This window comes from Ilyomonas limi (assembly GCF_005233845.1).
Classification (GTDB): Bacteria; Bacteroidota; Bacteroidia; order Chitinophagales; family Chitinophagaceae; genus Ilyomonas; species Ilyomonas limi.
The window spans coordinates 359,304-372,157 of the sequence record NZ_SZQL01000001.1 but is presented as its reverse complement, the minus strand read 5'-3'; the positions used below and the strand labels follow the sequence as shown (position 1 = coordinate 372,157).

Annotated in this window: 10 protein-coding genes; 5 read left to right on the top strand and 5 right to left on the bottom strand. The window is 41.2% G+C overall.

Annotated features, from left to right (window positions below; genetic code table 11):
• Window positions 1-21 precede the first annotated feature (21 nt).
• The 3 genes from FC093_RS01545 to FC093_RS01535 all read left to right on the top strand — a co-directional run bounded on the left by FC093_RS01545 (window position 22) and on the right by FC093_RS01535 (window position 3,458).
• Window positions 22-1,077 (top strand): LLM class flavin-dependent oxidoreductase, encoded by a 1,056-nt coding sequence (locus tag FC093_RS01545; protein ID WP_137259973.1) that lies wholly within the window; start codon window positions 22-24, stop codon window positions 1,075-1,077.
• A gap of 278 nt (window positions 1,078-1,355) precedes the next feature.
• Window positions 1,356-2,570, top strand: a complete 1,215-nt coding sequence (locus FC093_RS01540; RefSeq protein WP_137259972.1) for an MDR family MFS transporter — start codon at window positions 1,356-1,358, stop codon at window positions 2,568-2,570.
• 87 nt (window positions 2,571-2,657) lie between these two features.
• Window positions 2,658-3,458: a glycoside hydrolase family 16 protein gene (locus FC093_RS01535; protein WP_137259971.1), complete on the top strand. Its 801-nt coding sequence runs from the start codon at window positions 2,658-2,660 to the stop codon at window positions 3,456-3,458.
• Between the two features lie 23 nt (window positions 3,459-3,481).
• Here the strand turns inward: FC093_RS01535 and FC093_RS01530 are convergent, their stop codons facing one another.
• Complete coding sequence (locus FC093_RS01530; RefSeq protein WP_137259970.1) at window positions 3,482-4,372, bottom strand: alpha/beta fold hydrolase; 891 nt, start codon at window positions 4,370-4,372, stop codon at window positions 3,482-3,484.
• Window positions 4,373-4,982: 610 nt separating this feature from the next.
• Between FC093_RS01530 and FC093_RS01525 the strand changes: the two genes are divergently transcribed.
• Window positions 4,983-5,582: a 3-keto-disaccharide hydrolase gene (locus FC093_RS01525; RefSeq protein WP_137259969.1), complete on the top strand. Its 600-nt coding sequence runs from the start codon at window positions 4,983-4,985 to the stop codon at window positions 5,580-5,582.
• Window positions 5,583-5,654: 72 nt separating this feature from the next.
• Here the strand turns inward: FC093_RS01525 and FC093_RS01520 are convergent, their stop codons facing one another.
• Complete coding sequence (locus FC093_RS01520; RefSeq protein ID WP_137259968.1) at window positions 5,655-6,416, bottom strand: DUF3575 domain-containing protein; 762 nt, start codon at window positions 6,414-6,416, stop codon at window positions 5,655-5,657.
• A 248-nt stretch (window positions 6,417-6,664) separates the two neighbouring features.
• Window positions 6,665-8,641, bottom strand: coding sequence for an FAD-dependent oxidoreductase (locus FC093_RS01515; RefSeq protein WP_137259967.1), 1,977 nt, complete (start codon window positions 8,639-8,641; stop codon window positions 6,665-6,667).
• Between the two features lie 170 nt (window positions 8,642-8,811).
• Here FC093_RS01515 and FC093_RS01510 point away from each other — a divergent pair, with 170 nt between their 5' ends.
• Window positions 8,812-10,449: an amidohydrolase gene (locus FC093_RS01510; RefSeq protein WP_137259966.1), complete on the top strand. Its 1,638-nt coding sequence runs from the start codon at window positions 8,812-8,814 to the stop codon at window positions 10,447-10,449.
• 284 nt (window positions 10,450-10,733) lie between these two features.
• On the opposite strand, the gene FC093_RS01505 is transcribed toward FC093_RS01510, so the two are convergent.
• Window positions 10,734-11,807 (bottom strand): T9SS C-terminal target domain-containing protein, encoded by a 1,074-nt coding sequence (locus tag FC093_RS01505; protein ID WP_137259965.1) that lies wholly within the window; start codon window positions 11,805-11,807, stop codon window positions 10,734-10,736.
• 329 nt (window positions 11,808-12,136) lie between these two features.
• A partial coding sequence (locus FC093_RS01500; RefSeq protein ID WP_170970959.1) for a T9SS C-terminal target domain-containing protein occupies window positions 12,137-12,854 on the bottom strand: 718 nt, incomplete at its 5' end.

The following is a 12,854-nucleotide window of genomic DNA, read 5'->3' as shown; positions in this document are numbered from 1 at the left end:
TTTCAAATACAATTTTTAAGTATGCAATTAGGTATTTATACATTCGTGGAAGTAACGCCTGATGCAGTGACCGGCGAACAAATAAGCGGCTACCAGCGGATGCGCAACCTGATGGAAGAAATAGCACTGGCAGATGAATTAGGATTGGATGTGTTTGCTGTGGGCGAGCATCATCGTGCAGAATACTTAATATCGGCGCCCGCGGTAGTATTGGGTGCTGCCGCTGAAAAAACCAAAAAGATAAAACTCAGCAGCGCCGTTACCGTATTAAGTTCCGATGATCCGGTGCGGGTATTCCAACAGTTTGCAACAGTTGATCTGATTTCGGGTGGACGAGCAGAGATAATGGCAGGCAGAGGTTCGTTTATTGAATCGTTTCCCTTGTTTGGCTATGACCTGAAGGATTACGACACCTTGTTTGCCGAAAAGCTGGAATTACTCATGCAACTCAACGAAGGTGAATTTGTTACCTGGAAAGGCAAGCACCGCTCACCCATCAATAACCTCGGTATTTATCCAAGACCTTACCAAGATAAGATTCCTATTTGGATTGCAGTAGGCGGCACACCAGAGTCCATTGTACGCGCAGGCACGCTGGGGCTGCCAATGGCATTGGCTATCATTGGCGGCAGCCCAAGGCATTTTGCGCCACATACAAAGTTGTACCGCGATGCGTATGCAAAATCAGGACATGATAGCTCCAAACTTCAGTTGGGCATCAACTCACATACCTTTATTGCCAATACTTCGCAGCAGGCAGCCGACCTGTTTTTTCCTTCGTATGCACAAATGATGAGCAGGATTGGTAAAGAGCGCGGCTGGCCGCCTACCACGCGGCAACAATTTGATTATATGCGCAGTGAGCAGGGCTCGTTGCTCGTTGGCAGCCCCCAGCAGGTGATTGATAAAATATTATACGAGCATGAATTGTTTGGGCACACGCGCTTTCTTGCGCAAATGAGTGTAGGCACTATGCCGCACCAACAAATGATGCGTTCCATCGAGTTGTTTGGAACAGTAGTAGCACCGGCTGTAAAGAAAGCATTGGCACCTATTTTAAATCATGATATTGCCTGATGTTTTTTTAATTAAACTGATATAAGCTATCGCTGTGCTCCTCTGTTATCAAACTTCTTTTATGCTGTGGTTTAAAACTAACGTACCCACTTAAAAACTCAGGCACGTACAAATATTTACGGGAGTGATGGCACTTATATCATCATAGCCTACACCAACTGCTTAATTGTAGCATTCGGTTCGTTCCACAAAAATATCTATTAGTTTTAAAGCCCTTACAGCCATATATCACAATCTCTGTGGCAGCAATACTTTTCATTTAATTTCGTAGTCCAACTATGCTTACTGCAACGCTCCGATTATATAAAAACGCTTATACCGGCTTATCGCTGCACACCTGGTATTTATCGGCAGTGATGCTTATTAACCGTAGCGGAACGATGGTGATACCTTTTATGACCATCTACTGCACACAGGCACTGCACTTCAGTCTTACGCAGGCAGGTTTTGTAATGGGTTTGTTTGGCTTTGGTGCTATTGTGGGTGCTTTTATCGGCGGCAGAATCACCGATAAATTTGGCTTTTATCCGCAGCAGGTTGCAGCACTATTGCTAGGTGGTATTATGTTTATCATTACCGGCTACCTGCACACATACCTCTCACTGTGCATCGGCACCTTTATACTCTCGGTTTGCAACGAATCGTTCCGCCCTGCCAATGCAACCGCAGTGGCTTTTTACAGCAGTCCTGAGAATGTAACAAGGTCGTTTTCGCTCAACCGGCTGGCTATTAATTTAGGCTGGGCAGTAGGCGGCGCTTTGGGTGGATTTCTTGCTTCGGCCAATTATCATTTGCTGTTTTGGGTAGATGGCTGTACCAATATCGCAGCCGCATTTTTACTGCTTAAGCTGTTGCCTTATGTAAAGAGCGGCTCGAGGAATAACAACACGAAGGAACCCATTATTCTTAAGCCCGCTTACAGAGATAAAGTGTATCTCGTGTTTATTGCATTAACTATTTTACTGGCTTATAGTTTCTTTCACATATTTACCATTCTACCGGTTTTCTACAAATCAGAATGGCATTTTAATGAGCAATTTATAGGCATCCTCATGGCACTCAATGGTGTCATCATTGTGCTTATCGAAATGATATTGGTGTACTCGCTCGAAGGCACCAAACCATTAATTACTTTTATCCGTGCAGGCGTGTTCCTCATAGGCGTTGCTTATGCCGCACTTAACCTGTTGCCACCTACAGCATGGACGGCAGTGTTATCTATGTTTATTATTACGCTGGGCGAAATATTTGCCATGCCGTTTATGAATTCTTTTTGGATAAGCCGCACTACCGAAGCCAACCGCGGGCAATATGCTGCCATATATGCGATGGCGTGGAGCATTGCACAAATTACAGCACCCATTTTTGGCAGCCAGTTAGCAGAAGATAATGGCTACAATATGGTGTGGTGGATGCTGGCAGCTATATGCCTCTTCACATCTGTTGCTTTTTCGTTGCTGGGTAATTGGTTGCAAAGAGAAATGCCTGGTTAACTACTTACTACTTTACGGATTATCTTTATCTTGTTTAGCTGAGCCGGTTTGTACTACTGCACTATTATCCACTAATTATTTATCATCATGAAAAAACCTTCAATTGATTACTTTCAACTTGCCATCTTTCTTTCTTTTCTTTTCATTGTTTCCTGCAAAAGCCTATCAAAAACTACTACATCTGTCAGTAACATTCCGGGCTACCAGTTGGCATGGTCTGATGAATTTAATGGCAATGCGGTGGATACTACCAGTTGGAACTTTGAGGTTGGCGGGCAAGGCTGGGGCAACCATGAGCAAGAGTATTACCAGGCTGATAATGCTACCGTAAGTGATGGTAATCTCGTAATAACCGGCAAAAAAGAAGATGTAGGATCTAACCATTATACTTCCTCCAGAATGACTACGCAGGGTAAGCACGAATTTATGTATGGCAGGGTAGAAGCGCGTATTAAAATACCCGTGGCACAAGGCTTTTGGCCGGCGTTCTGGATGTTAGGTTCTAACGTTGAAACTGTTGGCTGGCCTGCCTGCGGCGAAACCGATATTATGGAGCATATTAATGCAGATAGCCTCATGTACGGTACGCTGCACTGGGATAATAACGGCCATGTACAAAAGGGCGATACCATTGCTTCTACCCCATCTGCTTACCATGTATATGCTGTGGAGTGGGATGCTGCTTCCATCCGCTGGTATATAGATAAAACAAAGTTTCACGAGGTGAATATTGCTAACGGCGTAAATAGTACCACCGAGTTTCATCAACCATTTTTTATCCTGCTCAATTTTGCACTGGGCGGCGATTGGCCGGGGCAAACCATTGATGACAGTAAGCTACCGGCGAAGATGTATGTAGATTATGTGCGGGTATATAAAAAGAAATAGCTTATGCCAGGCAGCTAAATCGTTTACTGCTTTGCTATGGCTGCCAGCACCTCTTCAAAGTAATGGATGTAAATGGACAGATGTCCTTCATCTTGTTTGTAATGTATGTTCGCATTGGGCACATGTTCTGCAATTGCTTTCGCATGAATAATAGGTACTACATTATCTGCCGTTCCCCACCAGAAGTGAATGGGTTGTTGTATTTGTGCAATATCATAACCCGTAGGATTGAAATACAACGAAGCTTCCTGCACCGAGCCTCTGCTGCCGGTAATGCACGATTCGCATATAGTAACCGCACTCAGGTGTTGAATACATTCCGGTGTATTCATGCAATCATAATCTACTTTGGGTAAGCCTGATAACCACTTGGGCATCGGTTTTCTTGCCGGTTTTTTGCTCACGATATTCATGATGGCTCTTAACAACCATGGAGCATATTTTGCCGTACCAAAGTAATATTTGTTGGCGTGCATTACTTTAAAAACAGCCGGCTCGCCGAAGCTTTTGGTGAAAGTGGTAATAAGATATATAGCTGTTATCAGCTTTGGAAAATGGAAGGCTACAGACAATGCAAACGGACCCGCGCCCGACCATCCTAATACGCCAGCACTGCTAATATGTAAATGAGTTGCTAACTGCTGCACATCGCCTGCAAAAGACGAAAAGCTATTGTGCAGATTGTAAGTGGAAAGCCCTATGCCGGGACGATCAACTGCTATCAGCTGAATGTTGTACTGCTGTAATGATTGCTCCAGACTTTTGACATACACATTCAGCAATAAGGGCTCTAATCTTGAACTCGGTGTACCATGAAAATAAAAAACCGGTTTGCCATTAATAGGACCATACAAAGCATAACTCAACTTTCTGCCATCGATAAGTGTAAGGAAATATTGGTTTAGTGCCGGCATCCTGCAATTTACAGTCAGGTGGGTTGTAAATAACAAAAGAATTATAAAGCTGTTTGCACTCACTACCTGCTATTAGCTATGTAATTTGCCCGGATGTTATTGTGCTGATTTTTTCGCCTCAGGTGCCAGCTATTACTCAAAACCCAAGTGTTTGCGTTATAGAAACATTCTTCCACTACCCCAATAATTAACCTGATAACTGCTTCTTAAACAATAACTTAGCAAGCGTACAAGTTGCTTAAACCATTAAGCTAAAGAAAGTAATGTGTCTGTGATGGTTATTAAAAAATAAAGCCCCTGTGAAGACAGGGGCAGTTTTTTCAACCCTAAACCCTTAAAAAACAGGGATAAAGGTAAGAGGATATTTCAAATAATCAAATCTATTTCATTCAATTTTTTTAAAAATACACAAAAATAAAACGTTGAATGACAACGTGTAGTATTGCTACTACAATTTTACTGTGTTTTTTTATAAGGATGAGGAAGATTTATTATTCTATTAGCAATACCTGAAGTCATACTACTTTTTCTTTACACAATTGTTTAAGATAGCTATTGGCCAAAACAATTTGCAATGTTTGTTTTCCTATATTCGTCAAAATAATTTCTAATGAAAGCATTGCTCCTTTGTTTATGTATGATTATGGGCACCATTGTTATGGGCCAGCAAAAAGAAAAACTGTTTAATGGAAAAGACCTTACCGGCTGGACTGTTCATGGTACAGAAAAGTGGTATGCCGATAATGGCGAACTTATTTGCGAAAGTGGCCCCGATAAGCAGTACGGGTATTTATCTACAGATAAAAACTATAAAAACTTTATTCTCACTTTACAGTTCAAGCAGGAAGCCAATGGCAACAGCGGCGTGTTCTTTCGCTCGCAAATACCCGAAGGTGTAAAGATTAGTGGCTGGCAGGCAGAAGTAGCGCCTCAGGGGCAACATACGGGCGGTATTTATGAATCGTATGGCAGAGGCTGGCTGGTGCAGCCTAAACCCGAAGATGAAAAATACCTGAAAATGGGCGAATGGAATACCTATAAATTAAAGGTAGATGGTGATGAAGTAACCACATGGCTCAATGGTCATGAAATGTGTCACATTAAAGATGAAAAGATAGGACAGGGTGAAGGATTTATTGCTTTGCAAATACATGAAGGTGGTGGTATTAAAGTGAAATGGAAGGATATTGAAATTCAGGAATTGAAATAGCGTTTATTAAAAGCCAAAGCCCTGCTGTGCAGGGCTTTGGCTTTTAATAATATTTCATTCTAAGAATTGCACTTAGAACCGATAACCAATGTTGAAACCAAAAGCCCGTACACCATAAAAAGGACCTTTTACTTTGATATCAACTATATCATTATCGACAGTTGCGTTTATATCCCACAATGGAATGTCAACACTTTCAATTTCGTCCTTAATATAAGCTTTATCATCATCCGATAAATTGCTCATATCACCTGTCCCTTTTATGCTTGAATGTAAAGAACCAATAAAGGGACCTATTATAAACCAATCAAACGTAAAATGCTTCGATAATGCCCATTGTGCACCTAACAGAATGCCGCCTCCAACACCATTAAGCTTACCATTTACATGAGCTACATACAAGCTGTTATCTTCAGTGGTAAGCAAATAATCCTGGTCTATTTCCATGTGCATATATCTTGCAAATGGAGCAATATAAAAGCCAGTAGGTGCATCTTTTTTTCCTAAGTAAAAGCGATATTCAGGTGTTATACTGATCTTATTAAGTTTGGTAGCTTCAATGGCTCTCCGGGTATCATCGCTACCACCATATTTTTCAAGTAAGGTATGCTTAAAAGGTATGCTTACATTTGGTGAAACACCAAAACCAATACCTAAAGATTGGCGCTTGCCAATGAGATGCTCATACTGAGCACTATAGTGTTGTAATACAATGCTTGTAAAATTAAATTTGACAATGTTCTTTCGTACAACAATAGTATCCTGTTGTGCAAAAAGTAAATGGTTGAACAGCAGAAGGCAAATAATTAATACGGTTGATAAGGCTATTTTCATCTAAGTAAATTATTAGGTTGGAGAAATGAGTTATAATAGGGAAAGGCAAATAACTTCATCAGGTATTTTAATGTTGGATTTTAAAATATTGGATAGCAGTATAACTGCTGATCTGTTACTACTTAATATATTGTTCTAATAGTTGAACAAACAAAATCCATGCAGTATTTATTTTATCAGGCTTCGATAGTTTAGAAAAAAGCGGTGAATTATTGAATAATTCACCGCATCCAAAAAGATTTTTCATCTCACTTCACCGGCACGCACAACACCGCATCTGCCACTACGTACCCATTTGCATCTTTGGTATTAATTGTTACTGTTGTAGCAGCTCCCTTTGGCAAAGTATAAATGCCCAGTGATACCCATTCACCACTCGTTTGTCCTTCTGCTTTAATGTTTGGAGAAATAATTACATCCTTAGTTATTGTTCCATTATTAATAATATAATGCGTTTGTGTAGCAGCACTATCCACCACAGGTATGTACGCATATAAAGCATACTTACCCGGCGCAATAATCTGCGGCTTCAACTGTACACTTTGCGGTGCATTAGCAGGTGCAGCAAACAACCATGAAGGACCGTAACCACCGTTTGATTTTTTTATCCAATTGCCCGTAATAGTTACCTGCACACTATCATTATCATCTGCCAGTACTTCGGGTGTGCTGCCGTTCATTAACGGGTTTTGTGTAAGCAGTTGCTGTAGTTGCTGCACATCTACCTGCTGCACTGTTTGGTGCGCATCTATAGCCATAGCAGCAGCCGCAGCGCACGATTGCGCCAGCACCATAAACACCGGCTCCATGCGTATAGAGCCATACGCAATGTGGCTGGCACTCAGGCATACCGGCACATACAAATTTTTACAATCTTTTTCCCTGGGTATCAGTGCACGGTACGAAACAGGGTAAGGGCCAAAACCACCTTTCTGCACATCACCTTCGTTCTTTACCATACCATTTACCACCAGGCGCTCACAGTTGTGTGAGTCCATCGTATAAGCTGCCATGCCCACGCCGTCGGTTACAGTAGCACGACTCTCACAATTGGCTTGCGTCATTACATAATCGCCAATCATACGGCGGCTTTCGCGTATGTACAACTGCGGTGTGAAATGACCGTTATCTGCAAACTCATCTTTGGGATAGCCCCATTGCTGCATTTCATTGCGCAACTCCTGCGGTACGCGTGTATCATTTCCAACAAACCAAAACAATCCTTTTGTATATAGTTCATGTTGTTTTATAATGTTGGCTCTGGTAGCATAATCACCATCGGGATAATTATAATTCATACCAATCATATCAGTAGAAAAACCTCCTCTGTTGTTAATGTCGGTTTTGCCATTGGGCATTAAACCAAAAAACATATAATCGTTGAGTGTTCGCTTATCGGGCTGCGCCTGCATTAGCCGGAGCAATAACTCATACCAGGTGGAATCATAGCCTTCGGGTTTAGTAATGGGAATACGATTTTGCGGATTATTGGTAAGACAAATGCGATAATTGTAAGCCTGTACCATCTTATTGCCGGTGCCATTGGGCAACAACTTATTATTACTAATACCCCACAGCAATCCGCTGGCAGTATCGCCGGGGATTGTATATGGATCAATGCCATCAGGGAACTGATGTTTATCCAATAACTGCACGCCATTCCAGGTTTCATTATATACTTTGTTGTCTTCTCTTCCCACGGTATATTGCACGCCCGCTTTTGCCATTAAATCGCCTTCGTAACTGCAGTCTATAAACATTTTTGCAGTGATATTTTTGTTGGTAGATGAAAGCTGCGCAGCGCTATTTTCTACTGTAATGTTTTGTATAAAACCAGCCTGCTTTGTTGCATTAATAATGCGATAATCATACAACACCGTAATGTTTGCTTCTTTGATATATTCATTAAAAATTTGCTCTGCCACATGCGGCTCAAATATCCAGGTTTCAAACTTGCCATAATGCTGGCCTACTCTTCTGTAAAAATCTCTTGCCAGCCCGGTAATAGCATATTTATTACCAATATCGGTAAAGCCCAATCCGCCCGAAGTTAGCCCGCCTAAGTGCTTACCGGGTTCTATCAGAATTACTTTTTTCCCCATTGCAGCAGCCGTATAAGCAGCTATTACACCGGCAGATGTGCCGCCATATACACATACATCATATTGCCGGGCAAATGCAATATGAGTAAGAATAATAAAGAAGAATGTAGTGAGTAATTTCATAATAAAAAGAATGGAACGGCAAAGACACTGCAATACACAAAGTAGTATTACTTTTCGCTGCACTGCGCTATCTCGTTACACGTTTCTTTAGTTATTTAGTATAAAGATGAAAAGTAGCAATTTTTCTATTGCTGCATGTACAAGCTATAAGTTTGCAAAAAAATTATTACATGCGTCTTTTTATACTAACTGTTATTATGTGCTGCTGCACTTTAGCTTTTTCGCAGGTACAACGGGTAGATCTCATTGTACACAATGCTGTGGTATATACGGTAGATATTGCTTTTACCAAAGCCGAAGCATTTGCTGTAAAAGATGGTAAAATAATAGCTGTTGGAAGTAATAAGGATATATTAAACCACTATACTGCTACAAAGCAAACAGATGTAAAGGGTAAGGCTGTTTATCCCGGCTTTATAGATGCACATTCGCATTTTGTGGGGTATAGCCAATCGCTTTTTTCTGTTGATTTGTATGATGCAAAAAGCATAGCAGAACTCGTTGCGCGGGTGCAGCAATTTGCTGCTGCACACCCCGGTAGGCAATGGATAACTGGTGGAGGTTGGGACCAGAATAAATTTCCTGGTAAGGCTTTTCCAACCAATGAAACCCTTAACCGTTTATATCCTAATACACCCGTATTGCTCGACAGGATAGATGGTCATGCAGCGCTTGCCAATGCAAAGGCATTAGAGCTGGCCGGCATACAGCCAAACCAAAAAATTGAAGGCGGTGAAATAGAAACTAAAGACGGTAAACTTACAGGTATATTAATAGATAATGCCGTAGGGCTGGTAGCATCAAAAATACCTGCACCTTCTGCAGAAGAAATGGAAACCATGTTACAGGCAGCCGCACACAACTGCTTTGCACAAGGGCTTACTACGGTATCGGATTGTGGACTGATGTATAATGCTGTTCAGTTGATCGATTCATTGCAGCAGGCAGGCAAGCTGGCAATGCGGGTGTATGCTATGTTAAGCGATGATCCGGCTAATTATAGCCGTTATTTGCAACGTGGTCCTTACCAAACAGACAAACTATTTGTAAAAGGTTTTAAAGTATATGCCGATGGAGCCTTAGGTAGCCGCGGCGCTTGTTTGCTGCAACCCTATAATGATAAGCCGGGCTGGTATGGCTTTTTGCTAAGCCCGCAATCGCATTTCGATTCTGTTGCTGCAATGCTTACTACAACTGATTTCCAGATGTGTACCCATGCTATCGGCGACTCTGCCAATCGTGTTATACTTTCTATTTACAACAAATACCTGCATGGCAAAAATGATAAACGCTGGCGCATAGAACATGCGCAAATTATTAATCCGACCGATTTTAAACTTTTTGGTGCAGCTTCTATTGTCCCATCGGTACAGCCAACACATGCCACCAGCGATATGTACTGGGCTGCCGACAGGTTGGGTAAAGAACGGTTGCAAAGCGAAGGCTATGCTTTTCAACAATTGCTGCAGCAAAACGGCTGGCTGCCGCTGGGCACTGATTTTCCGGTAGAAGATATCAGCCCTTTTAAAACCTTTTTAGCGGCAGTGTTTCGCGTAGATGCAAAAGACTATCCACCCGGCGGCTTTCAAATGGAGAATGCGTTAACCAAAGAACAAGCTATCCGCGGCATGACCATCTGGGCAGCTAAAGCTGGCTTTTTAGAAAATGAAATAGGCAGTATTGAACCGGCTAAAAAAGCAGATTTTATTATTTTGGATAAAGACCTGATGCAATCAACAGCAACAAGTATTTTATCTACTAAAGTGCTTGCTACGTATGTAGGTGGCCTGAAAGTCTATGGCGAATGAATGATTCTTTCTGACTAACAGCAATGCATTACCGGAACAATATTGCACTTGTTAAAGGCTTCATTGGATAGAAAGTTTTTCAAGAGGTTAAATCCAATAGTAGCGATGAGCTGTTGGTACAAAACGCAGCTATCCACCCACCAGTTGTCCCTTCGGGTTGCTTAGTGAATAGCATAAAGTTAATGTATATACCGCTCCGTTCTATAGGAACGACTGGTACATGAACATAGCTACTTGCGGCAATTGGAATTACTCCATTTTTTACTATTATAATTACCATTTTCTCACTTCAATTCTGGCAAATCTTTCTTCTTAAAAGAATGAATAGCCTCTTGCTTAGCAACAGGCATTGCTTTTGAAGATAGCGTAGCATAGTAAGGATCTAAAAGAGAAGCAAGGTTTATTGTCTGAAGCATTGCAGGTTTGTTAATCAATTTCCTGAATCTTTCGTTGCTTATATAAAAGTTGGTATCTGTTATCGGGCAAATACCTTCTACCTGCAAAAAGTGTTGCTTTATATTAATCTTTCGTTTATCACCGTCAAAAAAACGATTGCCTGTAAAATCATACAAAAGATAAATGAATGGCATCATTAGCGGATTATACCCGGTAAGTACAACCACTCTTTTATCAGCAATAATTGTAGCGCCCGTTATTAATCCATGCACATTCAATGCTCCAATATTTACAGCAGTATAGGTACCGGACGTCTTAGGGAGCTTATATAAACGCGTTTTATTATCCACCCAATCTTTACTAAACAAATACAGGCTGTCGCCGTAAGCTATAAAAGCTTCGCAGTCGAAGTTTGTATTTTCACTCCCCCTTGCAGCAAACCTGGTCTGATCGTTATAGGAGAAATGAATAACAGTAGCTTCCACCTTGGTTTTACTTTTTACATCCGATTTTTTAACCTTATAAATCTTCAGATCGTTCCTGTTGCCCTGCGCATTGTTACCAAAATCACCAATATAAATGTAGTTATCATCCTGTGCAAGGTCTTCCCAATCTATGTTGGTAGCATTGGCAACTACCACTTTTTTAACAACTTTTCCGGTAGTTGTATCTACAGCATACAATGCCGGTTCTCCGCCGCTATCATTATGTGTCCATACCTGATTATTCCACCAGAGCAGACCGGATGTTTCGTGAACCTTATTGCTAAGCCTGGTATCAAGTGCTGGTTTGATAGCACCAATATTTACCTTATGAGTGTTTGCTGCATGGATGGCAAGGGGACTTGGCTGCGCATGGGAAGTATGGAAGCTGCATGCTAGAGCAAAAAAAGCTACACATATTTTTACAGAAAGATATTTGGCTATTGAGTGCCCAAGTGTTGAGATAATCCTAAGAAACATTTGACAAAGAGATGAAGTAAAGTTTATACACTGCGTTAAATATGGTAGAGTACAATGACCATGCTATCATTATAATACTTCTACAGGCATCATCAATATTAGGAAAAGGAGATGTTAAAAAGTGCGTAGGAAAGGCATAGGACTAATATACATGCATAAGGCAATGCTTGATAAAGGCACGTTTTCTCTGGTAAAAGTGTCGTAAGGGAAGCACTCATCGCAGGTAAGGCTTCACAAGAAGACGGCAATGGGGCTACATTGAACAGCATGTTAAAGCTGTTGTTCTGTTAGTTTCCGTTTATAAAATCTATTTCAAAAAAGTAATCTATTCACTTAAGAGAATGAACAACGGTATAGTTAACTACAGGAACCTGTGCTGCAGGCAGTGTGCTATAATAAGGGTTTAACAGCGCTGCCAGGTTAAGTGTTTGCAGTTTAGCTTTGGTAGTAATTATTGTTTCCAGCCGTTCGTTGCTTATAGAAAAACTAGTGTCGGTGGTAGCGCAGATGCCTTCTAACTGCAGGAAGCTTTGCTTAATGCCCACCTTTCGCTTATTAGCAGCAAAAAACTGATTGCCGGCAAAATCATACAAGAGATAAATAAATGGCGACACGGATGTACTGTATCCGGTAAGTACTATTACTCTTTTATCTGCAATAATTTCAGCTCCGGTTATTAAGCCCTGCACGTTCAGTTCACCAACTTTAACTGTCGTATAGGTGCCGGCTGTTTTAGGCAACTCATACAACCGCGTTTTATTATCCACCCAATCTTTACTAAACAAAAACAAGCTATCGCCGTAAGCTATCAATGCTTCACAATCGAAGTTTGTATTGTTGTTGCCGGTAGCTGTAAAATTGGTTTGATCGTTATACGAATAGTTGATAACAGTTGCCTGCACCGAAGTCTTACTCAGTACATCCGATTTTTTAACCTTATAAATCTTCAGATCGTTCCTGTTGCCCTGCGCATTGTTACCAAAATCACCAATATAAATGTAGTTATCATCCTGTGCAAGGTCTTCCCAATCTATGTTGGTAGCATTG